Below are 25,427 nucleotides of genomic sequence, written 5' to 3' on the forward strand. Positions count from 1 at the left end.
CTGACGGCCGCCGTTCTGCGGGTCAGGCCTTCGCGATGGCGTCCTCGAGCGCGACCCAGGCGAGCATGGCGCACTTGACGCGCGCGGAGAACTTCGACACCCCCGACAGGGCGGCGGCATCGCCGTAGACGTCCTCGTCGAGCTCGATCGCGCCGCGAGAGCGGAGCGCCTCGCGGAATCCCTCGATCAGCTGGAGGGCGTCGGCCCGGCTGAGCCCCTCCTCGGCGACGAGGTCGGCGAGCATCGACGCCGAGGCCTGCGAGATCGAGCAGCCGCGGCCCTCCCAGGCCACATCCGCGACGGTCTCGCCGTCGACGCGGGCGCGGAGGGTGATCTCATCACCGCAGACCGGGTTCTTCTGGTACGAGGTGCCGAAGCTGCCGGGCTTGGTCGGCGCGTCGCCCTCGTCGGTGAGACCGAAGTGCTGCGGATGCTTGGAGTGATCGAGGATCAGCTCGCGGTAGAGGGCGTCGAGGTCGCTCATGTCAGTGGTGCCTTCATGCTCCGAAGTAGGGGCGGATGCCGGCGACCGCCTCGACCAGACGGTCGATGTCGTCGGTGGTGTTGTACAGGGCCGCGCTCGCGCGGACGCTCGCCGTCACGCCGTAGCGGGCGTGGAGGGGAGCGGCGCAGTGGTGCCCGACGCGCACCGCGATCCCGAGGGCGTCGAGGTACTGACCCGCGTCATGTGCGTGGACGCCTTCGACGTCGAACGACCACAGCCCGACGCGCTCGGCACCGACGGCGTCGCCGAGCAAGCGGATGCCGGGGATGCCGACGAGCCCGTCGTGCATGCGCGACGCGAGCATGCTCTCGTGGGCATGGATCCGCTCGAGGCCGATGCCGTCCAGATAGCGGACGGCCGCAGCGAGCCCGATCGCGGGGCCCACCGGCTGGGTTCCCGCCTCGAACCGCTGGGGCGGCGGGAGGTACTCGGCGCGGTCGAGCGTGACGGTCGTGATCATCGATCCGCCGGTGAGGAACGGCGGCAGCGCCTCGAGCACGTCGGAGCGCCCGTAGAGACCGCCGACACCGTAGGGGCCGAGCATCTTGTGCCCGCTGAAGACGGCGAGGTCGACGCCGAGCGCCGGCAGGTCGAGCGGCAGGTGCGGCGCGGACTGGCAGGCGTCGAGCACCGTGAGGGCGCCGACGGCGCGGGCGAGCGCCACGAGATCGGCCACGGGGTTCACGATGCCGAGGACGTTCGAGACGTGCGTGAACGCCACGACGCGGGTGCGCTCGCCGATGAGGGCGGCCGCGGCATCCATGTCGAGCGTGCCGTCGTCCCGCGGCGGAATATGACGCAGGGTCGCGCCCGTGCGGGCGGCGAGCTCCTGCCACGGGATGAGGTTGGCGTGATGCTCGATCGCCGTCGTGACGATCTCGTCACCGGGCCGGATGAGGCCCGCATTCCCGAGCGAGTATGCGACGAGGTTCAGCCCCATCGTGGCGCCGCTCGTCCACACCAACTGCTCCGGCTCGGCGCCCACAAAGCCGGCGACCGTCGCGCGCGCGTCTTCGAACAGCTCGGTCGCCTCAGCGGCCAGGGTGTGGGCGCCCCGATGGACGGCGGCGTTGGCGTGCGTGAGGAAGTCGCGCTCGGCGTCGAGCACGGCGAGCGGCTTCTGGCTGGTCGCGGCCGAGTCGAGGTAGGCGAGGGGGTGCCCGTTCACCTGCTCCGCGAGGATCGGGAAGTCCGCCCGGATCGCCTCGGGGTCAAGCGCCGGCAGCGCCGACGCCGTGGACGCCGCCGCTGCGGCAAGGGTCGGGGACGCGGGCGCTGAAGTCACCCCTCTAGGCTACGCCCCGGGGCTCGGCCGGGCTCCGGAGCCCGGCGTCCGCGCTCGGGGACGAGCGGACGTCGGCGGACACCGGCGGGCGTGGCAGGCTGGCGGCATGGGTTCTGACACCGAGACCGACCTCCGCGACGCCGCGGAAGCCCGTGCCGCGCACCGCCGTCTCGGGACCCAGCTCGACGCCGCGGAGACCGCCGCCGCCGCGCGACGCACCGAGGAGGCGGACCTCGCCGCCCGGCTGCGCGTCGAGGAGGCCGACGTGCGACGTCTGGTGGGCGTCTCGCCGTCGCGGCTGTGGGCGACGCTTCGCGGAGACCTCGACGAGCGGGCCGCGCGGGAGCGGGCGGAGCGGGATGCCGCCGCGCTCGCCGTCGCCGGTGCGACGCACCGTCGCGAGCAGGCGGAGAGCGAGGTCGCGCGACTGCGCGCCGCCCGCGCGGCGCTCGGCGATGTCGAGGCACGCTATGCGGCCGCGCTCGCCGCTCACGAGCGCGCGGTCCGCTCGGCCGGGACCGGCGCCGCGGCCGCCGAACTCGGCCAGATCGCGCAGGGCATCGGAGTCGCGACGGCCGAGCAGCGTGAGATCGACGAGGCTGTCACGGCGCTGCGCGCGGCATCCGCCGCTCTGGAAGAGGCGTTCGGGCGCCTCCAGAGTGCGGGCGGCTGGTCGACCTACGACACGTTCTTCGGCGGCGGCATGGTCGCCGACCTGATGAAGCACAGCCGGCTCGACGACTCCGCGAAGGCGTTCGCGCGGGTCAACCGGGCGCTCGAGCGGCTGCGGATCGAGCTCGCCGACATCGGTGTGACGGGCGTGCAGGGCGTCGAGATCTCCGACACCCTCGCTGTCTTCGACGTGCTGTTCGACAACGTGTTCAGCGACTGGATGGTGCGCGACCGCATCGCCCGGGCGCGGGAGGAGGCGACCAGGCTGCGGGTGCGGCTGAGCGAGCTGGAGCGCACGCTCGCCGAACGGCGTCTCGCAGTCGCCGAGCACCTGGTCGCGCTCGCGCGGCGCCGCGAGGAGCTGCTGCTGGCGGGATGACCCGCGTCAGGCCTCGTCGTCGGTGTGGGCGACGAGTCCGTACGTCGTGATGCGGCCGGCGCGATCGTCGCCCGGCAGCGGCCGGGACCGGCGGCCGTAGATGAGCTCGGAGGAGTCGAGCAGCCACGGCACGAGGGTGATCTGCACGCCGTGGACGAGCATGAGCTGCTGCGCGATGCGCCGCGCGCGGCGGTTGTGCAGCAGGCTCTCCCACCAGTGGCCGACGATGTACTGCGGCAGGTAGACCGTGACGATCGACGAGCCGTGCTTCTTGCGGTACTCGGTGATGAACTGCGCGAGCGGTGCGGCGTACTGCCGGTACGGCGACTCGATCACGAGCAGCGGCACGGGCATGTGGTGGAACTCCCAGTCGTCCTGCACCTCGCGGGCGTCATCTGCGGTGACGGCGATGTGCACCGCGATCGTCTTGTCGTGCTTCGCGGCGAGGGCGTAGTCGATCGCCTTCGCGACGGGCTTTTGCAGCTTGCCGACGAGGACGATCGCGACGTCCCCGGACGCGCCGAAGTGCACGTCGTCGTCCATCTCGATCTCGTGCTCGACGTCGCGGTAGTACCGGTGCACGCCGATCATGAGGAATGACAGCACGGGGATCGCGAGGAAGACGAGCCAGGCGCCGTGCGTGAACTTCGTGATCGTCACGATCACGAGCACGACGACGGTGAAGGTCGCGCCGAGCGAGTTGATGAACAGGCCCGACCACGCCTCTCGGCGTTCGCCCACCGCCTTGGGTGAGAGCAGTCGCAGCTCGCGCCGCCAGTGCCGCACCATGCCGATCTGGCCCAGAGAGAACGACACGAAGACGCCGATGATGTAGAGCTGGATCAGCACCGTGAGCTTCGCCTGGAAGATCACGAGGACGAGCACGGCGGCAAGACCCAGGATGATCATGCCGTTCGAGTAGACGAGACGGTCGCCGCGCGTGTTGAGCGCCTTCGGGGCGTAGCCGTCGCGGGCGAGGACCGAGCCCAGCAGGGGGAACCCGTTGAACGCCGTGTTCGCCGCGAGGAGCAGCACCGCCGCCGTCGCCGCCTGGATCACGAAGAAGAGGATGCTGCCGTTTCCGAACGTGGCGGCGGCGACCTGGGCCATGAGGCTCGGCTGCACCGCGGCCTTGCAGTCGAAGCCGATCAGGTTGCAGGGATTCTCGGCGTAATGCACACCGGCCACGAGGGCGAGGAGCGTCAGGCCCGCGAACATGATGATCGCGATCGAACCCATGAGCACGAGGGTCGTCTGGGCGTTGCGCACCTTGGGGTGCCGGAAGGCCGGCACGCCGTTGGAGACCGCCTCGACGCCGGTCAGCGCCGAGCATCCGCTGGAGAACGCGCGCAGGATGAGGAGGATCACGGCGGCCTGGCTGAGGTCTTCGGCCTGCACGGCGAACTGCGCGCTCTCGGCGATGGGCGCGTCGCCCAGCATCCATCTCACGAGACCCGTGACGATCATGATCATCACCGACCCGATGAACAGATACGTCGGGATGGCGAACGCCGTCGACGCCTCGCGCACCCCGCGCAGGTTCACCACGATGATGAGCACGACGAACCCGACCGCGAGCTCGACGCGCCAGGGATCGAGTTCGGGCAGCGCCGAGATGATGTTGTCGACGCCGGATGCCACGGACACCGCGACCGTCAGCACGTAGTCCACCAGGAGCGCGGCCGCGACGACGACGCCCGCCTTCTCGCCGAGGTTCGTGCGGGCGACCTCGTAGTCGCCGCCGCCCGAGGGGTACGCCTTGATGAGCTGGCGGTAGCTGAGCACGACGACGATGAGCAGCGCCACGACCGCCGCCGCGACCCACGGGCTGAACGCGAGGAACGCGGTGCCGCCGATGAGGAGGATCATCAGCATCTCCTGCGGCGCGTACGCCACCGACGACAGCGCGTCGGAGGCGAAGATCGGCAGCGCCATCCTCTTCGGGAGCAGTTGCCCCTCGAGCTCTTCGCTCGTCAGCGGCTCGCCGATGAGGATGCGTTTGGCGATCGGCGTCTCTTCCGCCGGGCCCCGACTGTCGTCTGTCACGGCGCGACACTACGCCCGGGCCGTCCGCCGCGCAATGCGACCCGCGGCGCGACATCCTGCGAGCCCGGCGTCCTCTCACGCCAGCGGCTCACCGATGCCCGGGAAGACCCGGCTCACAGGTCGGAGTACCGGAAGTACAGCACCGCCGTCACGACGGTCCCGTCGGTGTCGGCGAAGACGCTGTACTGCAGCGGTCCTTCCGCGTTCGATCGCGCCTGGTCGAACACGAACCGGATGGCGCCCACCGTACCGCGGGGGATCTCCTGGTCGGGAGACAGGGCGTGGACGGCATCCACCGTCATGCCGATCTTCAGGCCGTGCTCGGCGACGAGCGAGATGTCGCCGATCTCGTTGCGCGAGAACAGCACGTACGACGGCTGCGCGTACTCGGCGCGGGGCGTGCCGCCGGGCGTCTCGACCATGTCGAACAGCATGAAGCCGTCCCACTGGTAGACGGTGTAGTCGGGGTAGTGGCTGCCGTCGCCGGGTTCGACCCGCGTCGTGGGTGCGGCGCCGAACGCGTCGGTGAGGGCGGTCACGGCGGCCGCGGCGTCGCCCGCCCACGTGTAGGTGAAGACCTCCTCGCCCGCCTCGTCCACCAGGGCGAACCCCGTGCCGGTCAGCTGCAGGGCGACCGGTTCGGTCGCGGGGTCATCGGTGGGCGTCGGCGAGGGCGCGGCGGTCGTCGGCGCCGAGGTCGCGGGCGGCGTCGTCGGGGTCGGAGTCGCCGCGGGGGACCGTGTCAGCGCGATCGCGAGGGTCACCACGACCGCAACGAACAGCACCGCCGCGATGATCCCCAGCACGAGCGGGGTGCGCGAGCGCGGCTCGCGGTCGGGCCGTGGCTCGCGCTCGGGCTCGGGTTCGGACGGCGATGGCTGTAGCAGGCCGAACGGGTCGTCGCCGCTCACGCGAGGAACTCCCGGGCCGCGACGACCAGGGCATCCACGCCGCGCTCGATCGTGGGGTGCAGGATCGGCGCGAAGAACGGGGAGTGGTTGGTCGGGATGTCCTCGTTGACGGTGCCGCGCGCGGCGGCATCCGCCCACTGCTGCGGGTCGAGCCCGCCCCAGAACCAGAACACGAGCGGAACCCCCGCCTCGCGGGCGAACCACGAGACGTCCTCGCTCCCGGTGAACATGCCGGGGTCGATGACGGTGCCCTCGCCGAACGCGCGGTCGAACGCGGCAGTCAGCCGCGCGGTCGCGTCGGGGTCGTTGATCGTCGGCGGCAGCGAGTGGTCGACGGCGATGACGGGCTCCTGCTCGGCGCCGGATGCCGCGGCCTCCGCCCGCACGATCCGCTCCACGCGTGCCATGACGTCGGCGCGCGCGTCGTCGTCGGGGTAGCGCAGGCTCAGCTCCAGGCGCGCCTCGGCGGGGATGATGTTGTTCTTCAGGCCCGCGTGGATCGATCCGACCGTGACGACGGCCATCTCGCGCGGGTCGACCTCGCGGGAGACGATCGTCTGCAGCCGCATGACGGTCGCCGCGGCCATGACGACGGGGTCGATCGTGGCGTGGGGGCGCGACCCGTGTCCGCCGCGGCCGAGGAGGGTCACCGTCAGGCCGTCCGAGGCGGCCATCTGCGTGCCCGGACGCACCCCGATCGTGCCGGCCGGCAGGGGAGTGAGGTGCTGGCCGAGGACGATGTCGGGCTTCGGGAACTTTTCGAGCACGCCGTCGGCGATCATCGCCTGAGACCCGGCGCCGTACTCCTCGGCGGGCTGGAAGACCGCGACGACGGTGCCGGACCACTCGTCGCGGGTCTGGGCGAGCTTCTCCAGGGCGCCGAGCAGGGCGGTCACGTGCATGTCGTGCCCGCACGCGTGCATCACCGGGACATCGGTGCCAGCAGGGTCGGTGCCGCGGGCGGTCGACGCGTACGCGAGGCCGGTCTGCTCGGCGACGGGCAGGCCGTCCATGTCGGCGCGCAGCCAGACGACGGGGCCTTCGCCCGCGCCGCCGGTGATGCGCGTCGCGACGCCGGTCTTGCCGAGCCCCTCCACGTACTCCAGCCCCAGCGCGGCCAGTTCCCGGGTGATGACGCCCGCCGTGCGGGTCTCCTGGAACGACAGTTCGGGATGCCGGTGCAGGTCGATGTACAGCGCTTCGAGATCGATGGCCATGCCAAGGAGCCTACGCGGGCCCGCAACCCGCCTACGCGGGCGGGCCCGCCGTCGAGCCGCGGACGACGAGCTCGAAGGGGAGGGATGCCGCCGCGAGCCCCGCCTCGGCCGGGGTCGGCGCCTCGAGCGCAGCGAGGATCGCCTCGCCGGCCCGCTCGCCCTGGGCGTGGGGGAACTGGTCGATCGTCGTGAGGTCGAACAGCCCCGCGAGGACGTGCCCGTCGACGCCGATCACCGACAGGTCCCCGGGCACCGACAGGCCGAGCTCACGCGCCGCGGTCAGCACACCGTACGCCATCTCGTCCGAGGCGGCGAAGATCGCCGTCGGCGGCTCCGCCGACCGCAGCAGCGCGTGCGCCGCGCGCCGCCCGCCGTCGATCGTGAAGTCGGCCTCGGCGAAGCGGGGGGCGCGGATGCCGGCATCCGCCATCGCCGCCTCGTATCCGCGGCGGCGGCGCGAGGGGATCTCGAACTCCGGGTCGGCGGGCGATGTCGCCGGGAGGCTCTCGCTGATGTGCGCGATGTCGCGGTGGCCCCGCTGCAGGAGGTGCTCGGTCGCGACCCGGCCGACCGCCGTGTCGTCCACGCGCAGCGACGGGAAGTCGCCGCGCGGGACGCCCAGCCCCACGACGGGCAGGCCGAGCCCCGTGACGTGGGCCACCTCGTCGTCGGTCAGCAGGCCCGACAGCACGATGAGCCCGTCGACCCGGCGACGACGCAGCGACGTCTCGAACAGGCCGCGCCGCTGCGCGGGGTCGTCGGTCAGCGCGTACAGCGTGAGGTCGTACCCGCGCGGGGCGAGCTGCGCGGCGATGCCGTCGAGCACCGTCGCGAAGAACCAGCGATCCAGGAGCGGCACGACGACCCCGACGTTCTGTGCCCGCCCGGAGGCGAGCGTCGCCGCAGCGGCGGTGACGACGTAGCCGAGCCGCTCCGCGGTCTGCCGCACGCGCTCACGCGTCGCCTCCGAGACGCGCCCCCGGCCGCTCAGCGCGCGCGAGACGGTCGTCGTCGACACACCGGCGGCACGTGCCACCTCGTCGATCCCGATCATCTCGCGCTCGCCCTCGGTCGGTGGCGGCTCAGTCCGCGGCGATCCAGACCGCCACGTCGACGGGCAGATCCGTGCCGTCGAACGGAGCACTGGCCACCAGCACCGTACCGGCAGGAAGCGGCACCGGCGTGCTGCCGGCGTTCGCGAGCACCGTCACCGAGCCGGCCGCGCCGGTCGAGACGCGGAACGCCAGGACGTCCTCGCCGTAGCCGTCGAGCCACTCCAGCTCACCGGCGCCGAGGTTCTCGGCCCGGCGGGTGGCCAGCAGCGTCCGGTACAGCCACAGCGTCGACTCCGGGTCGTCCTCCTGCACGTCGCGCGCGAGCTGCGCCCACTCCGCCGGCTGCGGCAGCCACGCGGCGCCCGTCGGGCTGAACCCGTACCCGGGCGCGTCGGCCGACCAGGGGATCGGCACCCGGCATCCGTCGCGGCCGTAGCGCTCGCCGTCGGTGCGGAACCACGTCGGGTCCTGGCGCGACTCGGGCGGCAGGGCGATGACCTCGGGAAGGCCGAGCTCTTCGCCCTGGTAGAGGTAGGCGGACCCGGGGAGGGCGAGCATGACGGTCGTCGCCGCGCGGGCCCGGCGCAGGCCCACCTCCGGGATCGGCTGGCCGGGGCTGTCGGGACCGATGCCGTGACCCTGCGGGTTCTCCGCGGTCAGGGCGAGCCGCGACGCGTGGCGCACGACGTCGTGGTTGGAGAGCACCCACGTCGCCGGGGCGCCGACGGCGGGGAACGCGCGCACCGACTCGGCGATGACCTCGCGGATCGCCGGGGTCTCCCACTCCGTCATGAGGTACGGGAAGTTGAACGCCTGGTGCATCTCGTCGGGGCGCACCCACTCCGCGGTGCGGTCCACCGTCGGCAGCCACGCCTCGGCGCACAGCGCGCGGTCGCCGTCGTACTCCGCGAGCACGCGGTGCCAGTCCCGGTAGATCTCGTGGACACCCTCCTGGCCCCAGTACGGCACGTTCTCCTCGCCGCCGCCCATGCTGTCGGCATCCACCGCCGGGAGATGATCGGGCAGGCCGTCGGTCTTCACCAGGCCGTGGGCGACGTCGACGCGGAACCCGTCGACGCCCCGGTCGAGCCAGAAGCGCAGGATGCGGCGGAACTCCTCCTGCACGGCGGGGTTCGACCAGTCGAAGTCGGGCTGCGTCGTGTCGAAGAGGTGCAGGTACCACTGGCCGGGCGTGCCGTCGGGGTTCGTCGTGCGGGTCCACGCCGGGCCGCCGAAGACCGACTCCCAGTTGTTGGGCGGCAGGTCGCCGTTCTCGCCCGTGCCGTCGCGGAACATGTACAGCGCGCGCTCGGGACTGCCCGGCGCCGCCGCGAGCGCCCGCTGGAACCACGGGTGCTGGTCAGAGCTGTGGTTGGGCACGAGGTCGACGATGACCCGGATGCCGCGGGCGTGCGCCGCGGCGAGCATGTCGTCGAAGTCGGCGAGGGTGCCGAACAGCGGGTCGACGTCGCAGTAGTCGGCGACGTCGTAGCCGGCGTCGTGCTGCGGCGAGCGGTAGAAGGGGCTCAGCCACACGGCATCCACGCCGAGGGAACGGAGGTCGTCGAGGTGGGCGGTGACGCCCGGCAGGTCGCCGATGCCGTCGCCGGAGGCGTCGGCGAACGAGCGCGGGTAGATCTGGTAGATCACCGCGGTGCGCCACCATTCGGCGCCGGGGCGGGTCTCGCCGATCTCGGGCAGGGGGGAAGTCAGCTGCGACGTCATGCGCTCGAGTGTAGCGCAAGCGCTTGCGCATGTTTGCGCGGGTGGCGCAAGGGTGCGCGCGTGCGGTGCGTCGGCGCGTAGCCTGGGTCGGTGACTTCCGCGGCCCTCGCCCACGCCGAATCCCTCATCGCATCGATCCCCGACTTTCCCGAGCCCGGGGTGCTGTTCCGCGACATCTCGCCGCTGCTGGCTGATGCCGCGGCGCTGCGCACCGTCGTCGACGCCGTCATCGCGCCGTTCGCGGGCGAGTTCGACGTCGTGGCCGGCGTGGAGGCGCGCGGGTTCATGCTCGCGGGTGCCGTCGCGATCGCCGCGGGCGTCGGGATGGCGCCGATCCGCAAGGCGGGCAAGCTGCCGCGACCCGCGGCATCCGTCTCCTATGCGCTGGAGTACGGGACGGCGCAGATCGAGATGAGCGACGACCTCCCGCGCGGCACGCGGGTGCTGCTCGTCGACGACATCCTCGCCACCGGCGGCACGCTGCGCGCCGGGCAGCAGCTGCTCGCCGAGCTGGGTCTGGAGCTGGCGGGCACCGCCGTGCTGATGGAGCTCGCCTCGCTCGGCGGCCAGGAGGTCGCCGGTCCCGTGCACGCCGTCTTCCGGGTGTAGCCGGTTCGGCGGGGCGTGGCGCGGGATGCCGGGAGCGACGCGGTGTCGATGGGATACTCGGAGCGCCGCGCCGCGCCGAACGCACCCGACAGAAAGGCTCCCGTGGGAACCGTCACCTCCGAACCGATCGTGCACCTCACCTCGAACACGCTCGCCCACATCCATGTGGCCGGTGAGGTCGACGAGGTCTTCGCGTCGACCGAGGAGGGCCTGCGCGGCCGCATCGTCGAGTCGATCCGCCAGCTCGCGGCCTCGGCGGGCGAGCCCGTCACGGCGATCGTCGTCGACGGCGACGTGCGCTGGCCGCTGATCGTCCACCCCGACGGCGCCTTCATCGAGGCCACGGCCCTCGCCGAGCACGTCGACGGCGAGCCCGCGCCCGCGCCCCACCCGGTGCGCACCGGCGAGGTGCCCGTCCTCGCGGAGGCCGCGGCTGCGGCGGTCGCGGGCGCGGTCGCCGAGGTGCCCGCCTCGGTCGAAGAACCCGCCCCCGTCGAGGAGCCCGCCCGCGTCGAGGTGCCTGCCTCGGTCGAGGCACCCGTTACCGCCTCCGTCGCGGAGCCCGTTCCCGCCCCCGTGGCTGCGCAGCTGGAGCCTGCCGCCGCCCCCGCAGGGCACCTCCGCAGCGACCTGTCCCGGAGCGATCTCGCCCGTCGCGAGAGCGCGCACCGCGACCCCGCACAGCGGGCGACGCCAACCGTCGAGGATCTGCTGAACTCCCGCGCCGATCGCACCAAGCCCCGCGCGACCGAGGGCTGGCAGGGCGCCGTGCGCCGTGCGACCGGTGGGGCGATCTCGCCGCGCCCCGGCAAGGCCGAGCAGTCCCGCCTCGATCGCGAGCGCACGGTGCAGCGGCGGCTCGACGCATCCCGCACGATCGTCGTGCTCAACCCGAAGGGCGGCGCGCACAAGACGACGTCGACGCTGCTCCTCGCCGCGACCTTCGGCACGCAGCGCGGCGGCGCGACGCTCGCGTGGGACAACAACGAGACCCGCGGAACGCTCGGCTGGCGCGCGCAGAACGCGCCGCACCACCGCACCGCGGTCGACCTGCTCGAGCACCTCGACCAGTTCACCGAGCCGAGCCAGGCGAGCCTCGCCGCGCTCGACACGTACGTGCGCACGCAGGTCGACGCCCGCTTCGATGTGCTCGCGTCGGATGAGGATGCCGCGGCATCCTCCACGATCGACGCGGCCGCGTTCGACCGCCTCCACGGTGTGCTGTCGCGCTACTACCGCCTCCTGATCGTCGACACGGGCAACAACATGCGCGCGTCGAACTGGGTCGCCGCCGTCGCGGCCGCCGATCAGCTCGTGATCGTCTCGACGGTGCGCGAGGACACCGCCGCGAGCGCCGCGTGGCTGCTCGACGGGCTGCGCGAGAAGGGCTTCGACGCGAAGATCGACGACGCGGTCACGATCCTCGCCGCGCCGTCGGCGAAGCCCGACCGCAAGCTCGCCGAGCGGCTGGAGCGCCACTTCTCGCAGGTGACGGGCGACGTCGTGCACGTGCCGTTCGACCCGGCGCTGGTCGATGGCGGCCCGATCGACTTCGACGCGCTGTCGCCCGAGTCGCGCGACGCCTGGCTCACGGCCGCCGCGGCGATCGCCGAGCGGCTCTGACCCGCGACCCCCGTTCATCCGTCCCTCGGGGTCGCTTCCGCGCACGCGTAGCGGTACGACGGGCCGGATGAACGGATGCGGGCCGAGCACCGCCCGCGCCCCGCGGCTCAGACCGCGCGCAACCCGCCGCCGAGGTCGACGGGGGTGCCGTCGATGTTGCCCACGATCCCGCGGATGATGCCAACACCGTCGGCGCCGCGCAGGCTCTCGTACCAGGCCTCGGTGGCGTCCACGTCGAACGCGTGCGTCTCGTAGCCGCGCTTGCGCGCCCGCAGCACGAGGTCGCCCGCGCGCTCCGCGCGCATCTGCTCGTACCGCTTCAGGGTGTCTTCGACGCTCACGGTGTTCGTCGCGAACGCGATGCCGAGCGCGAAGGCATCCTCGAGCGCCGAGCACGCGCCCTGCCCGATGTCGGGCGCCGTGTTGTGCGCCGCATCGCCGAGGATCGCGACGCGCCCTTTCGCCCACGTCGAGAACGGCGTGATGTCCCAGATCTCGACGCGATTGAGGGATGCCTCGGGATCGATGGCATCCACCAGTGCCTGCACGCCGGGAGCCCACCCGTCGAACGCCGCACGCAGCGGTGCGACGCCGTCGGCGCGGTCGTACTCGAGCCCCGCCGGCTGCGGCACGTCGAACCAGAAGTAGAACCGGTCGCCCGCGACGGGCATGACCGCCGCGCGCTTGCCGTCGGCGACGTAGGTGGTCCACGCGGTGGCGCGGCCGATCGCGGCATCCGCCGGGATCAGCCCGTTGAAGTTGGTGTACCCGGAGTACTCGCGCACGATCTCGGGCGCGCCGTCGGGCTGCACGTAGTCGCGCGTGATCGAACGCGCGCCGTCGGCGCCGATCAGCAGGTCGCCCGTGTCGGTCGTGCCGTCGGCGAAGGTCACCGTGACCTTCGTGCCGTCATCGGCGATGCCGACCACCTGCCGCCCGAGGTGGATGCGATCCATCCCGACGCGCTCCATCAGCAGCGCCTGCAGGTCGGCGCGCGCGACGGGGTAGGGCTTCTGCCCTGCCATCGCCGTGACCGGGGCGAGCGAGAAGTCGCACATCGTCTCACCGGTGTGTCCCTCGAGGTAGACCATGTCGGCCATGTCGCCGCCGAGGGCGGCGACTTCGGCGCCGACGCCGAGCCAGTTGAGCACCTTGACGCCGTTGGACCACAGCGACAGCGCCGCGCCGACCGGCTTGTTCTCACGCATCCGGTCGTAGATGACGACCTCGTGTCCGAGTCGTGCGAGCGCGATCCCCGCGCTCGTCCCGCCGATGCCCGCGCCCACGATGATGACCTTCACATCCGCAGGCTACGGAGGCTGTGTCACCGTCAGGTTTCGTCGCGCTACCGGAGCGTTACGCCGTCACGACCCGCGATACGTCGAGTACGCGAACGGGCTCAGCAGCAACGGCACGTGGTAGTGCGGACCGTCTGCGACGGTGAACGCGACCGTCACCGACGGGTAGAAGGTCTCGACTCCCTGCGCCGCGAAGTACGGCCTGGTGTCGAACCTCAGCGAGTAGTCGCCCGGCTCCAGCACGTCCGGACCGAGCGCGAGCCGCCCGTCGGCGTCGGTCTGTCCCGACGCGACGGCGACGCCGTCGGGTCCCGCCAGGGTCACCGCGACGCCCGTCGCCGGCACACCCGCGGTCGCGTCGAGGATGTGGGTCGTCAGGTGGCTCATGTCAGTCCTCCAGGCTTGAGCGCAGGCGCAGCAGCGCGATCTGGCGCAGCTGATCGCGCGCCTCGGCGGCCTCCGCGGCGTCGTCGTTGCCCAGGCGGCGGCGCACTTCGGCGAGCATCTCTTCGGCACTGCGGCCCGCGGCGCGGATCAGGAACACGCGCCCGAACCGGGCCTCGTAGTCGGCGTTGGCCTGTGCCATGGCATCCGTCGCCGACACGGATGCCGTCGCCATCGCCGCCTGCTCGCGGGTGCTCGCTGCGGCTTCCGCCCCCGACCCCGCGGGCTTCTGCCCGATGCGCGGGTGGTGAGCGAGCGCGGCATCCAGGTCGGCGTCGCTCCAGCCGCGGGCGAGCGCGTCGGCGCGCGCGGCAGCCTCGTCGACCGAGGCGTACGGACGTGCTGCGACGACCGCGTCGACCCACGTGGGGACCGCCGCCCACACCGCGACCGTCGCCGTGGCCGTCTCGCGGTCGGTGGCGTTGAACTCGTCGAGTCTCATGCACCGACCGTATCGCCGCGGCGTTTCGGCCCCGTAACGTGCGCTCAGCGCCCCGGGTCGACGGTGTCGCGTCGGCTGTGGGCCTCGCGACCGCGATGGTGCGGATGGGCCTGAAGACGAGCAAGCGCAGCGAGTACGTGAGCCCGCCCCGCCTCGTCGCTGTGTGAGGCGCTGCCCCGCGGCCGGGGTCACGCGTGATCGCCTGCGCCGTGCACCAGGTCGGAGATCTCGCGCTTGTACGCGTTGAACGCGGGGGTCGTGACATCCCGCGGCTCCGGCAGGTCGATCGGCACGGTGCGCGCGATGTGCCCGGGCACGCCGTGCGAGGCCCCACCGGTCATCACCACCACGCGGTCGGCGAGGAACACGGCCTCTTCGATCGAGTGCGTCACGAAGACGACGGTTGTGCGGGTCTCGAGGTGGATGCGCTTGAGCTCGGCCTGAAGATCCGACCGCGTCAGCGCATCCAGCGCGCCGAACGGCTCATCCATCAGCAGCACGCTCGGCTCGTTCGCGAGGACGCGGGCGATCGCGACCCGCTGCTGCATGCCGCCGGACAGCTCGCCCGGGTAACGGTCGGCGAAGCGGCTCAGCCCGACGGTCTCGGTGAACCGGTCCGCAAGCTCGCGCACACGTGCGCGCGGCAGGCGCCGCCGTTTCGGGCCGTAGGCGATGTTCTCGCGCACCGTGAGCCAGGGGAACAGCCCGTAGTCCTGGAAGACGACCCCCCGGTCCGGACCGGGGGCGGTCACGGGCCGCCCGCCGACGGTGACGCTGCCGCTCGTGGCGGGCTCGAATCCGGCGAGGATGCGCAGCACGGTGCTCTTGCCGCAGCCGGATGCGCCGACGACGGCGATGAACTCGCCCGCCGCGATGTCGATGTCGACGTCGGCGACGGCCTGCACGCCGGCCCATTCCGGACCGTAGCGCTTGCCGAGATCCTGCAGGACGACGTCGGCGGTGGTCAGATCGGTCATGTGCTGTGCTCCCGTCACTTCACCAGGGGGCGCCCGCGCGTGAGCAGGCGGAAGGCTCCGACGAGGATGCGGTCGGAGAGGAAGCCGGCGAGGCCGATCACGATCATGCCGACGACGATCATGTCGGTGCGCACCACGTCGCGGGCGAGGATGATCGCAGAGCCGAGGCCGACGTTGACGCCGACGCTCTCGCCGAGCACGAGCACGACCCAGGCGAGCCCGAGCCCGACGCGCATTCCGTTGATGACGGCTGCCGCCGAGGCGGGCACGACGATCTGGCCGAGGATCTCCCACCGCCTGGCGCCGAGCATCTGCCCGGCCTCGATGAGCCGACCCGGGACCTCTTTGGATCCGCTGATCGCGCCGAGCACGATCGGGAAGAACGAGGAGAGGGCGATCAGGAAGATCGTCGCCTGGTCGCCCCAGCCGATGAGGAGGCCGACGAGGGGCACCCACGCCGTCGCCGGAATCGGCCGGAACAGGTTGATGAACGGATCGAACATCGCGTCCATCTTGTAGTAGCGGCCCATCAGGATGCCGAGGGGGATGGCCAGCACCGACGCGATGAGGAAGCCGATGAGCACCCGCAGCGACGACGCCCCGAGGTTGACCCACAGGTCGCCGGAGAAGGCGTCGTCGTGGATGCCCCCGAATGCGTAGTCCCACAGCGACGCGACGACGTCGCCGGGGGCGGGCAGGTACCCCATCCGGATGCCGATGAGGGGAATCTCCCACGCCTGGTCGCGCCCGACCTGCCACAAGACGAGGAAGAGGAACGGGATCGGGATCCCGAGGAGGATCCGCGTGAGGAGTGCGCGCTGATTGGGTCGTTGCGCGGGAGGGCGTCGGCGCACGGGTCGCGCCGTCGTCTGCGTGGCCATGCGGCCGCCCTTCTGGCGTGCGGGGGAGGCCGCAGCCGCCCCCGCACGCGCGATCACGAGGTGAAGGAGGTGTCCACGATGTCGTCGCCCGTGGGCGTCGTGGTGATGAGCCCGATCGAGGCCATCGCCTCGGCGAGGGCGGAGAGCTGTCCGACGTACTCGTCGGACAGATCCGAGCGCAGCCAGAAGTTCGCCAGCGCCGACGTGAACACGTCCTCGTCACCGCCGAACTCCTCGACCATGCCGGGCAGCCACTCCTCGATGTTGTCGGCCATGTAGGCGGTCGTCGCGGCGTGCGTGTCGACGACCTTCTGCACGAGCTCGGGGTTCTCCTCGATGAGCTTGCCGGTGGTGACCAGGCCGATGTTGACCTTGCCGATGGGCGTCGAGTACGGATCGACGACCTCGGTGCCGCCCGCGTTCTTCGCGATCGAGACGCCGATCTCGACGCCCATGAACGCGTCGATGTCGCCCGCGATGAACGCCGACGCCATCTCGGGCACGGGGATCACCGACAGCTCGAAGTCCTCGGGGGTGAGGCCGGCCTCATCGATCAGCAGGCGGAGGGCGACCTCCTGGGCCGAACCCTGGACGATGCCGATCTTCTTGCCGACGAGCTCGTCGAGGCTCGACTCGCCGTTGCCGATGAAGCCGGATCCGCCGTCGGCGGCGCTCGCGATGATCTTGAGGTCGCGGCCCTGCGCGATGGAGGAGATCGTCGGGGTGACACCCGAGATCGCGAAGTCGATCGACCCCGACACGAGCGCGTCGGACAGGGCGGGCGTCGTGTCGAGCGTGACGACCTCGAACTTCACACCGTCGACGGCGTGGTCGTCGTAGAGGAACGGCTGGTAGAAGTGCGGCTGGCCGCGCAGGGTGCCGATCTTGACGGTGACGGTCTCGGCGGCATCCGACGACGCGGGTGTCGTGTCACCCGAGCTGCAGGCGGACAAGATGAGGACGGATGCCACGGCCAGCGCGGCGGCGATGCGAGGACGGAATCGTGCCATGTGAAGGACTCCCGGGGTCGGTCCGCCGACGACACGGCCGACGGACGGTGCGAGGTGCTGTGTGGCCCCAGTAAAGCGAGCGCGGTCGCGCTCGCCATGAAGGCGGTGTAACGGTTGTGTTAAGTCATGACTGAACACACGCGCAGTCGGTCGCGCATACGATGGGTCGCGCACGAGGACCGGAGGATGCCGTGGAAGAGAGCCCCCTGCCCGCACAGATCGGTGCGCGACTGCGTCGGCTGCGGACGGCCTCGGGCCGCTCCCTCGCGTCGGTCGCACAGCAGCTCGGCATCTCGTCGAGCGCGCTGTCGCAGATCGAGACGGGCACGATGCGTCCCTCGGTCAACCGGCTCGTCGAGCTCGTCGCCGTGCTGGGCGCTCCCGTGTCGGCGATCTTCGATGATCTCGATCTGTTCGCACCCGACCTCGATCACGCCGCAGGTGACGTCGCCGAGCCCGTCCCGGGGGTCCTCGTCACCGGGCCGGGCGAGGCTGCCCCCGCACAGCTGGACCAGGGCGTCGTCTACCGGCGGCTGTCGCCGGCGCCTCTTCCCGGCGTGGACTTCTTCGAGTCGATCTACCCGCCTGGCTCCGCGTCGAGCGCCGACGGTGCGATGCTCGTGCATGACGGCCTCGAGTCGGGTTACGTGCGGTCGGGCGAGCTCACGTTCGAGTTCACGGAAGGCGCCGTGCGGCTCGGCGCAGGCGGGTCGCTCTCGTTCGCCGCGTCGCGGCCGCACCGCGTCGTCAACCAGACGGCGGAGGTCGCCTCGGCGATCTGGCTGACGATCCTCCCGGCGCGCGGCGCGTGAACCCCGCGGCGTTTCACACGCCCGTTACGTGGGGGTAATCGCTCGCGTCACGTTAAGCAATAGCTTTAGAAGCGTGAAGACCGGTGAAGTGCAGGTGGATGCCGCGGAGCTCGTGATCCGTGCGGAGCGCGCGTGGATCGACGGTGCGTTCCGCCCGGCCGAGGTCGTCGTGCGCGGCGGCGTCATCGCCGACGTGGGGGTGCCCCACGGTGCCCCGCGCGGCGCTGTCGAAGTGCCCGAGGATGCGGCCCTCGTCCCCGGTCTCGTCGACTCGCACGTGCACGTCAACGAACCCGGCCGCACCGAATGGGAGGGCTTCCGGTCGGCGACCCTCGCCGCGGCCGCGGGCGGCGTGACGACCCTCGTCGACATGCCGCTCAACTCGATCCCGCCGACGACGACGACCGAGGCCCTCGAGATCAAGCGGGCGGCGGCCGCGGCATCCGCCTATGTCGACATCGGGTTCTGGGGCGGCGCCGTCCCCGAGAACCTCGGTGCGCTCGGGCCGGTCCACGACGCCGGGGTGTACGGGTTCAAGTGCTTCCTCGCACCGAGCGGCGTTGACGAGTTCGGCCACCTCGATCGCGCCCAGCTCGACCGGGCGATGGCCGAGGTCGCGTCGATCGGCTCGCGCCTGATCGTCCATGCGGAAGACCCCGACCTCCTCTCCGGTGACGGGTCGCTCGGGCGCGGCTACGCCGCCTTCCTCGCGTCGCGCCCGCCGGCGAGCGAGGAGGCCGCGATCGACGCCGTCATCGCCGCCGCGCGGCGTCACGGCGCACGCGCCCACATCCTGCACTTGAGCGACGCCCGGGCTCTGCCCGCGATCGCCGCGGCGAAGGCCGACGGGGTCGACCTCACCGTCGAGACCTGCCCGCACTACCTGACGATCACCGCCGAGGAGATCCCCGACGGCGCGAGCGAGTTCAAGTGCTGCCCGCCGATCCGCGAAGCGGGCAATCAGGACCTGTTGTGGCAGGGCATCCTCGACGGAACGATCGACGCGATCGTGAGCGACCACTCGCCCTCCACCGTCGACCTCAAGCGCTCGGGGAACGGCGACTTCGGTCTCGCGTGGGGCGGCATCGCGGGCCTGCAGGTGGGGCTCTCGGCCGTCTGGACCGAGGCGCGCCGCCGCGGCATCCCGCTCGACACCCTCCTGCCGCTGTTCACGACCGGTCCCGCGCGCGTCGCGGGGCTGACGGGCGTCGGCGAGATCGTCGTCGGCGCGCCGGCGCACCTCGCGGTGTTCGGCCTCGACGACACCCTGCGCATCGAGGCGCGCGCCCTGCAGCACCGCAACCCCATCTCGGCCTACGACGGCAAGCTCCTCACGGGGCGCGTGCGCCGGACGTGGCTGCGAGGGCAGAGCGTGTACGACGCGAGTGAAGGCGGCGCCGGTGAGGCGCCGTGGCTGAGGCGCCCGCCGGCGGGTCGCCTCCTGTCGAGAGGTGCGGCATGAGCGAGATCCTTCAGCCCGGAATCGGGCCCATCCCCGGCGACCACTACGTCGCCGCGTCGCCGCAGACGGTGCTGTGGGGGAGGTTGCCGTGCGAGACGGATGCCCCGGTGCTGGCCGTTCCGGCCGGGGCGACCGTCACGTTCGACACCGTCAGCCACGAAGGCATCCTGCCTGATCAGGGGCAGGATCCGTTCGCCTACTTCACGGGACACGGGGTCGCGCCCGAGGCCGTGCTCACCGACGCGATCGAGATCGCGGCATCCGTCCCCCGCGACGCCGCCGCCGACGGGCCGCACGTCGTCACGGGTCCCGTCTTCGTTGAGGGAGCCGAGCCCGGCGACCTGCTCAAGATCACGGTCGTCGATCTCGCACCGCGCGTGCCGTACGGCGTCATCTCGAACCGGCACGGCAAGGGGGCCCTGCCCGGCACGCTGCCGCGCGGCCCCGAGAACGTCAGCGTCTTCACGCCGGTGGCCGGCGGCGCGGGACACCTGCCGCTCGTCGAGGGTGGTGAGCGCGTCGTGGGCTTTCCGCTCGCGCCGTTCCTCGGCACGATGGGCGTCGCCGTAGCGGGTCCGGAGCGCCCGCACTCGGTGCCCCCCGGGTCGCACGGCGGCAACATCGACATCAACCTTCTCGTGGAGGGCACGGTCCTGTACCTGCCCGTGCAGGTGCCGGGCGCCCTCGCCTACGTCGGCGACCCGCACTTCGCGCAGGGCGACGGCGAAGTAGCCCTGACGGCGCTCGAGGCATCCCTGCGCGCGACGCTGCGCTTCGAGGTCGTGCCGCGCGCCGAGGCGCTCGCCGCCTTCGGCGAGGTCACCGGCCCCCTCGTGCGGACGGGCGAGTACCTCGTGCCGACGGGCCTCGACCCCGACCTCAACGAGGCGATGCGCAAGGCAGTGCGCGCGGCGCTCGACCTGCTCGCAGCCCGGTACGGCATGGCCGAGCACCTCGCCTACGCGTACCTGTCGGCGGCCACCGACTTCGACATCTCGCAGGTCGTCGACATCGTGTGCGGCGTGCACGCCCGCATCCGCGAGGCCGACTTCGCCGGCGTCGAGACGGCGGGTGACGCGTGAGCGCGGCGCATAACTCAGGCTGTTCGGGGCTCAAGCCGGGGTTTCGACGTCCGCGGGCGGGGTTCTGCCTGAGTTGTGCGCCCGCGTCGGCGGAGAGGGATGACGCATGACCGAGATCCCCGCCGACCTGCGCGCGGCTTTCGACGCGTACGAGGCCGCGATCCTCGCGAACGACCTCGATGCGCTGGATGCCGCGTTCGCGCCCGGCGCCGAAACGATGCGCGGCGACGGTGCGGGCCTGCTCGTCGGGCACGACACGATCAGCGCGTTCCGCGGCGTGCGCGGCGGGGTTCCGCCCCGGACGATCGAGCGCATCGAGTACCGCCCGCTGGCAGACGACGTCGCGCTGCTCGTGTCGGTCTCGCGCTTCCGCGGTGGTGGCACGGGACTGCAGACGCAAGTCTGGGAGCGCCTCGACGGGCGCTGGCTCATCACGGCCGCCCACGTCACGCCGCGCGCGCAGGCGCTCGACCGGTCGGTCTGGCGGTCGGTCGGTGACCCGCTGTTCCAGGGCGCGTGGGAGGGTCCGCTCGAGGGCCTCACCGTCGCCGTCAAGGACCTCTTCGCGATCAAGGGCTACCGCATCGGCGCCGGCAACCCCACCTACCTCGACTCGGCGCGCGCCGAGACGACGACGGCTCCCGCCGTCGCCGACCTGCTCCGCGGCGGCGCGTCGCTGCGCGGCATCGCCCGCACCGACGAGTTCGCGTACTCGATCGCGGGCGACAACGCGCACTACGGCACCCCGCCCAACGGAGCCCTCCCGGGAGCCCTGCCCGGCGGCTCGTCGAGCGGACCGGCGACCGCCGTCGCGACGGGCCAGGCCGACATCGGCCTCGCGACCGACACCGCCGGCAGCGTGCGCGTGCCCGCGTCGTACCAGGGGCTGTGGGGTCTGCGCACGACGCACGGCCTCGTGCCGCGGCAGGGCCTACTCCCGCTCGCGCAGAGCTTCGACGCCGTCGGCTGGCTCACGCGCGACGGCGTGACCCTGCAGCGCGTCGCGGACTGGTGCCTCAGCTACGACGGGTCGGACTCGACCGAGTCGGTCTTCGGTGAGTCCGGCACCGACCTGCCGTGGCGCTTCGTCATCCCGGCCGAGGCGCTGGATGCCGCAGATGCCGCCACGCGCGCCGCGTTCGAGGCCTTCGTCGCGGCATCCGCTCTGCCGGTCGAGACCGCCTCGATCGGCGACCTCGACGACTACCTCGTGCCGTTCCGCACGGTGCAGGGCGCGGAGGCCTGGCGCAACAACGGCGACTGGCTGCGCTCGCACCCGGGCGCCACGGGACCGGCCGTCGCCGAGCGGTTCCGTGCGGCCGCCGCCGTCACGGCCGCCGACGAGGCCGCAGCCCGCACCGCCCTCGCCCCGTTGCGCGCGCGGCTGATCGACCTCGTAACGGATGCCGTCCTGATCCTGCCGACCGCGCCCGGCCCTGCCCCCGCGCGCACGGCCGGCGGCGCGGGCATCGACGCCGTGCGCCAGGCGACGCTGCGGCTCACGACCCCCGCCGCCGCCGCCGGGTTGCCCGCCCTGTCGGTGCCGCTGCTCACGGTCGCCTCGCCCCTCGGCCCCGCACCCGTCGGCGTCTGCCTCGTCGCGCGCGCCGGAACTGACATCGCCCTCGTGCGCCAGGGCCTCGCCCTGCACGCCCTCACCACCGGAACGGAAGCACCATGACCACCGTCATCCCCGGCCCTGCGATCCCCGGCCCGGTGGACCCGCCCGCACGCCTGCTGATGGGCCCTGGCCCCATCTCGGCCTACCCCAGCGTCCTGCGCGCGATGTCGGCACCGCTCGTCGGGCAGTACGACCCGTTCATGACGACCGCGATGGCCGAGACGCAGGAGCTGTATCGGGCCGTCTGGAACACCACCAACGACGCGACCCTGCTGGTCGACGGCACGAGCCGCGCCGGCATCGAGGCGGCCATCGTCTCGCTCGTGCGCCCCGGCGACCGCGTGCTCGTGCCCGTCTTCGGCCGGTTCGGGCACCTGCTCGCCGAGATCGCCGAGCGCGCGCAGGCCGAGGTGCACACGATCGAGACCGAGTGGGGACAGGTGTTCCCGGCATCCGTCATCGAAGAGGCGATCGTCCGCGTGAAGCCCACCCTGCTCGCGCTCGTGCAGGGCGACACCTCGACGACGATGAACCAGCCGCTCGAGGACATCGGCGCGATCTGCGCCCGCCATGGGGTCCTGTTCTACTCCGACGCGACCGCGTCGCTCGGCGGCAACGCGTTCGATGCGGATGCGTGGGGACTGGATGCCGCGACCGCCGGCCTGCAGAAGTGTCTCGGCGGGCCGTCGGGCTCGTCGCCGATCACGCTGTCGGAGCGCGCCGTCGAGGTCATCCGCTCGCGCGGCCGCATCGAGGCGGGCATCCGCGAGGCGGGCGACGTCGCGGCATCCGACTTCGTGCTCTCGAACTACTTCGACCTCGGCATGATCCTCGACTACTGGGGGCCGCGGCGGCTCAACCACCACACCGAGGCGACGAGCATGCTGTACGCGGCGCGCGAGTGCGCGCGCGTGCTGCTGCTCGAGGGGCGTGACGACGTCATCGCCCGGCACGAGCTCGCCGGCCGCGCGATGCTCGCGGGCGTGCGGGGCCTCGGCCTCGGCGTCTTCGGCGACGTCGCGCACAAGATGACCAACGTCGTCGCCGTCGAGATCCCCGAGGGCGTGCCGGGGGATGCCGCGCGTTCGGCCCTGCTGGAGGACTTCGGCATCGAGATCGGCACCTCGTTCGGACCCCTGCACGGACGCGTCTGGCGCATCGGGACGATGGGCTACAACGCCCGCAAGGACGCCGTGCTCACGACGCTCGCCGCCCTCGAGGCCGTGCTGCGGCGGTTCGGGGCAGCCGTGCCCGCAGGCGGCGGTGTCGAGGCGGCCGTCGACATCTACGCGGGGGCCGCGTGAGCGCTGCGTCCCGCCGGCTCACCGCGTCGCCGGATGCCGTCGCGGCAGCAGCGCGCCGCGTCATGGCGCGCTGCGACGAGCTCGCCCGCGTCACCGCGACGCCCGGGCGCATCGAGCGCGTCTACCTCTCGCCCGAACACGCCCGCGTCAACCGCCTCGCCGCCGAGTGGATGCGCGAGGTCGGCATGCGCACGTGGCAGGATGCCGCCGGCAACCAGGTCGGGCGGATCGAGGCGGTCCTGGGTCACCCCGCCGGCGTATCGAGACCATCCGACGCCCCCGCCCTGCTGCTGGGGTCCCACCTCGACACGGTCATCGACGCGGGCCGCTTCGACGGCATCGCCGGCGTGCTCATCGCGCTCGAGGTCGTGCGGCTGCTGCGGGTGCCGACCGACACCGGCTGGGCGGTGCCGCTGCCGTTCCCGATCGAGGTCGTCGCCTTCTCAGACGAAGAGGGCACCCGGTTCGGCAAGGCACTGCTGGGTTCGTCGGCGGTCGCCGGTTCGTGGAACGACGCGTGGTGGACGCTGACGGATGCCGACGGCGTGAGCCTGCGGCAGGCGTTCCTCGAGTTCGGACTCGACCCCGCGCGCATCGGCGAGGCGGCCCGCCGCCCCGACGAACTCGTCGCCTACCTCGAGGCCCACATCGAGCAGGGCCCCGCGCTCGACCGCGCCGGCGAACCCCTCGCAGTCGTGTCATCGATCGCGTCGGCACGCCGGTTCCAGCTCGTCGTCGAGGGTGAGGCGCGGCACGCCGGCGGCACCCCCTACGACATGCGCCGCGATGCCCTGCTGGGCGCAAGCGAAGCGGCACTCGCCGTCGAGCGCGTCTGCGCGGCGGAGCACCACATCATCGGCACGGTGGGCCGGTTCGAGGCCTTTCCCGGCGCCGTCAACGTGATCCCCGGCGAGGTGCGGTTCTCGCTCGATCTGCGCGGCGAGTTCGACGGCGAGCGCGACCGCGTGTGGGACGTGCTCGCGCGCGACCTCGACGAGATCATGGGCCGTCGTGGCCTGCGCTGGTCGGCGCGCGAGGTGCACAGCGCCCCCGCCGTGTTCTGCGCGCCCCTGCTGCAGGACGTCGTGGCCGCCGGCATCCGCGCGACTCTTCCCGTGCGCTCCGACGCGGCGCCGGTGCTGTTCAGCCCGGCCGGCCACGACGGCATGGCGCTCGGCGCGATCACCGACGTGGGGATGCTGTTCCTGCGCAATCCCGATGGCATCAGCCATCACCCCGACGAGTTCGTGTCGGCCGGTGACGTGGCCCACGGCATCCGCGCCCTCGCCGAATCGATCCTGCACCTCGCCGCCGAGCCGCGCTGACCCGCTGCCCGTGCAGCGCGCGGCCCGCGCCCGCCGCGTCAGGGCCGCACGGGAAGCGACAGCGCGCCGGTCATCTCGGCGCCCGGGGATGCCTCGCTGTGCGCCGGCGGCACGTAGTCGCGCAACCGCGCGAGGGCCTCGTCGGCCTCGGTCGCCACGACGAGCATGTCGGTGTAGCGAGGGTGGGTGAATCCGCGGTCGCGCATGTTCGCGACGAACGCGAGCAGCGGGTCGAAGTAGCCGTCGATGTTGAGCAGGCCGACGGGCTTGGTGTGGATGCCCAGCTGCGCCCACGTCCACTGCTCGGTGAGTTCCTCGAGCGTGCCCGGCCCGCCGGGCAGCGCCAGGAACGCGTCGGCCCGGTCGGCCATCATCATCTTGCGCTCGTGCATCGTGTCGACGATGACGAGCTCGGCGATGTTGTGGTTGACGGCCTCGCGCGCCTGCAGTGCGCGCGGGATGACGCCCGTGACGTGCGCGCCGGCTGCCACCGCGGCATCCGCCACCGTGCCCATGAGCCCGACGTGTCCGCCGCCGTAGACGAGATTCATGCCGGCGCGACCGATCGCGGTGCCGACCTCGCGGGCGGCGTCGACGTAGATCGGGTCGAACCCCGGCGAGGATCCGCAGAAGACCGTGACTGTGAACCGTTCCATGGATAGACGCTAGAACCCGCGTGTTTCCGGGGTGTGCCTGCGTGTTTCCAGGCCGTGACAGCGCGGAAACATCGCCCGGATACCGT

24 protein-coding genes are annotated in these 25,427 nt (G+C 72.3%); 10 read left to right on the forward strand and 14 right to left on the reverse strand.

Annotation, left to right across the window (positions count from 1 at the left end; all coding sequences use genetic code 11):
* Positions 1-22: 22 nt before the first annotated feature.
* Together sufU and JOD60_RS02715 are read right to left on the reverse strand one after the other, a co-directional pair.
* The gene (sufU, locus tag JOD60_RS02710; RefSeq protein WP_076688328.1) at positions 23-484 is read right to left on the reverse strand and encodes a Fe-S cluster assembly sulfur transfer protein SufU; all 462 of its coding nucleotides are present in this window, start codon (positions 482-484) and stop codon (positions 23-25) included.
* Between the two features lie 13 nt (positions 485-497).
* Positions 498-1,790 carry an aminotransferase class V-fold PLP-dependent enzyme gene (locus tag JOD60_RS02715; RefSeq protein ID WP_076688330.1) on the reverse strand — a complete coding sequence of 431 codons (1,293 nt, stop codon included), beginning with the start codon at positions 1,788-1,790 and terminating at the stop codon, positions 498-500.
* A gap of 106 nt (positions 1,791-1,896) precedes the next feature.
* Between JOD60_RS02715 and JOD60_RS02720 the strand changes: the two genes are divergently transcribed.
* Positions 1,897-2,841 (forward strand): hypothetical protein, encoded by a 945-nt coding sequence (locus tag JOD60_RS02720; RefSeq protein WP_076688332.1) that lies wholly within the window; start codon positions 1,897-1,899, stop codon positions 2,839-2,841.
* Between the two features lie 6 nt (positions 2,842-2,847).
* Here the strand turns inward: JOD60_RS02720 and JOD60_RS02725 are convergent, their stop codons facing one another.
* The 5 genes from JOD60_RS02725 to JOD60_RS02745 form a co-directional block, all read right to left on the reverse strand.
* Positions 2,848-4,776: an APC family permease gene (locus JOD60_RS02725; RefSeq protein WP_239542008.1), complete on the reverse strand. Its 1,929-nt coding sequence runs from the start codon at positions 4,774-4,776 to the stop codon at positions 2,848-2,850.
* 224 nt (positions 4,777-5,000) lie between these two features.
* Positions 5,001-5,798: a hypothetical protein gene (locus tag JOD60_RS02730; protein WP_076688337.1), complete on the reverse strand. Its 798-nt coding sequence runs from the start codon at positions 5,796-5,798 to the stop codon at positions 5,001-5,003.
* On the reverse strand, positions 5,795-7,015 hold the full coding sequence (locus tag JOD60_RS02735) for an amidohydrolase (RefSeq protein WP_076688339.1): 1,221 nt from the start codon (positions 7,013-7,015) through the stop codon (positions 5,795-5,797). Before JOD60_RS02735 ends, JOD60_RS02730 begins: the two co-directional genes overlap by 4 nt.
* A 31-nt stretch (positions 7,016-7,046) precedes the next feature.
* On the reverse strand, positions 7,047-8,069 hold the full coding sequence (locus tag JOD60_RS02740; protein WP_076688341.1) for a LacI family DNA-binding transcriptional regulator: 1,023 nt from the start codon (positions 8,067-8,069) through the stop codon (positions 7,047-7,049).
* Between the two features lie 28 nt (positions 8,070-8,097).
* Positions 8,098-9,795 (reverse strand): glycoside hydrolase family 13 protein, encoded by a 1,698-nt coding sequence (locus JOD60_RS02745; RefSeq protein WP_076688343.1) that lies wholly within the window; start codon positions 9,793-9,795, stop codon positions 8,098-8,100.
* A gap of 90 nt (positions 9,796-9,885) precedes the next feature.
* On the opposite strand from JOD60_RS02745, the gene JOD60_RS02750 reads away from it, so the two are divergent.
* Together JOD60_RS02750 and JOD60_RS02755 are read left to right on the forward strand one after the other, a co-directional pair.
* Positions 9,886-10,404, forward strand: coding sequence for an adenine phosphoribosyltransferase (locus JOD60_RS02750; protein WP_076688345.1), 519 nt, complete (start codon positions 9,886-9,888; stop codon positions 10,402-10,404).
* Positions 10,405-10,506: 102 nt separating this feature from the next.
* Positions 10,507-12,027, forward strand: a complete 1,521-nt coding sequence (locus tag JOD60_RS02755) for a chromosome partitioning protein (RefSeq protein ID WP_076688347.1) — start codon at positions 10,507-10,509, stop codon at positions 12,025-12,027.
* 107 nt (positions 12,028-12,134) lie between these two features.
* Here the strand turns inward: JOD60_RS02755 and hpxO are convergent, their stop codons facing one another.
* The 3 genes from hpxO to uraD all read right to left on the reverse strand — a co-directional run bounded on the left by hpxO (position 12,135) and on the right by uraD (position 14,211).
* Positions 12,135-13,328 (reverse strand): FAD-dependent urate hydroxylase HpxO, encoded by a 1,194-nt coding sequence (gene hpxO, locus JOD60_RS02760; RefSeq protein WP_076688351.1) that lies wholly within the window; start codon positions 13,326-13,328, stop codon positions 12,135-12,137.
* Positions 13,329-13,391: 63 nt separating this feature from the next.
* Entirely contained in the window at positions 13,392-13,712 is a 321-nt protein-coding gene (gene uraH, locus JOD60_RS02765) for a hydroxyisourate hydrolase (RefSeq protein ID WP_076688353.1), read from the reverse strand.
* A gap of 1 nt (position 13,713) precedes the next feature.
* Positions 13,714-14,211 carry a 2-oxo-4-hydroxy-4-carboxy-5-ureidoimidazoline decarboxylase gene (gene uraD, locus JOD60_RS02770; RefSeq protein WP_076688355.1) on the reverse strand — a complete coding sequence of 166 codons (498 nt, stop codon included), beginning with the start codon at positions 14,209-14,211 and terminating at the stop codon, positions 13,714-13,716.
* Between the two features lie 38 nt (positions 14,212-14,249).
* Here uraD and JOD60_RS16985 point away from each other — a divergent pair, with 38 nt between their 5' ends.
* On the forward strand, positions 14,250-14,378 hold the full coding sequence (locus tag JOD60_RS16985) for a hypothetical protein (RefSeq protein WP_261798687.1): 129 nt from the start codon (positions 14,250-14,252) through the stop codon (positions 14,376-14,378).
* A gap of 21 nt (positions 14,379-14,399) precedes the next feature.
* Here JOD60_RS16985 and JOD60_RS02775 read toward each other — a convergent pair whose 3' ends face one another.
* Genes JOD60_RS02775 through JOD60_RS02785 form a run of 3 tightly spaced genes read right to left on the reverse strand, consistent with a single transcriptional unit; the run spans position 14,400 to position 17,079 of the window.
* Positions 14,400-15,188, reverse strand: coding sequence for an ABC transporter ATP-binding protein (locus JOD60_RS02775; RefSeq protein WP_076688357.1), 789 nt, complete (start codon positions 15,186-15,188; stop codon positions 14,400-14,402).
* 14 nt (positions 15,189-15,202) lie between these two features.
* Positions 15,203-16,069, reverse strand: a complete 867-nt coding sequence (locus tag JOD60_RS02780) for an ABC transporter permease (RefSeq protein WP_084201860.1) — start codon at positions 16,067-16,069, stop codon at positions 15,203-15,205.
* A 53-nt stretch (positions 16,070-16,122) separates the two neighbouring features.
* Positions 16,123-17,079, reverse strand: coding sequence for an ABC transporter substrate-binding protein (locus JOD60_RS02785; protein ID WP_028497146.1), 957 nt, complete (start codon positions 17,077-17,079; stop codon positions 16,123-16,125).
* 191 nt (positions 17,080-17,270) lie between these two features.
* On the opposite strand from JOD60_RS02785, the gene JOD60_RS02790 reads away from it, so the two are divergent.
* The 6 genes from JOD60_RS02790 to JOD60_RS02815 all read left to right on the forward strand — a co-directional run bounded on the left by JOD60_RS02790 (position 17,271) and on the right by JOD60_RS02815 (position 24,685).
* The gene (locus JOD60_RS02790) at positions 17,271-17,891 is read left to right on the forward strand and encodes a helix-turn-helix domain-containing protein (RefSeq protein WP_198159100.1); all 621 of its coding nucleotides are present in this window, start codon (positions 17,271-17,273) and stop codon (positions 17,889-17,891) included.
* 88 nt (positions 17,892-17,979) lie between these two features.
* Positions 17,980-19,353 carry an allantoinase AllB gene (gene allB, locus JOD60_RS02795; RefSeq protein ID WP_198159159.1) on the forward strand — a complete coding sequence of 458 codons (1,374 nt, stop codon included), beginning with the start codon at positions 17,980-17,982 and terminating at the stop codon, positions 19,351-19,353.
* A complete protein-coding gene (locus tag JOD60_RS02800; protein WP_076688363.1) occupies positions 19,350-20,435 on the forward strand; it encodes an acetamidase/formamidase family protein in 1,086 nt (361 codons plus the stop codon). Before allB ends, JOD60_RS02800 begins: the two co-directional genes overlap by 4 nt.
* A gap of 106 nt (positions 20,436-20,541) precedes the next feature.
* Positions 20,542-22,116: an AtzH-like domain-containing protein gene (locus tag JOD60_RS02805; RefSeq protein ID WP_076688365.1), complete on the forward strand. Its 1,575-nt coding sequence runs from the start codon at positions 20,542-20,544 to the stop codon at positions 22,114-22,116.
* A complete protein-coding gene (locus JOD60_RS02810; RefSeq protein WP_076688367.1) occupies positions 22,113-23,360 on the forward strand; it encodes a pyridoxal-phosphate-dependent aminotransferase family protein in 1,248 nt (415 codons plus the stop codon). Before JOD60_RS02805 ends, JOD60_RS02810 begins: the two co-directional genes overlap by 4 nt.
* A complete protein-coding gene (locus tag JOD60_RS02815) occupies positions 23,357-24,685 on the forward strand; it encodes an allantoate amidohydrolase (RefSeq protein ID WP_076688369.1) in 1,329 nt (442 codons plus the stop codon). Before JOD60_RS02810 ends, JOD60_RS02815 begins: the two co-directional genes overlap by 4 nt.
* Before the next feature lie 38 nt (positions 24,686-24,723).
* On the opposite strand, the gene JOD60_RS02820 is transcribed toward JOD60_RS02815, so the two are convergent.
* A complete protein-coding gene (locus tag JOD60_RS02820; RefSeq protein WP_076688371.1) occupies positions 24,724-25,341 on the reverse strand; it encodes an LOG family protein in 618 nt (205 codons plus the stop codon).
* Positions 25,342-25,427: the final 86 nt, after the last annotated feature.

This window comes from Microbacterium aurum, from assembly GCF_016907815.1.
In the GTDB taxonomy this organism is placed as follows: domain Bacteria; phylum Actinomycetota; class Actinomycetes; order Actinomycetales; family Microbacteriaceae; genus Microbacterium; species Microbacterium aurum.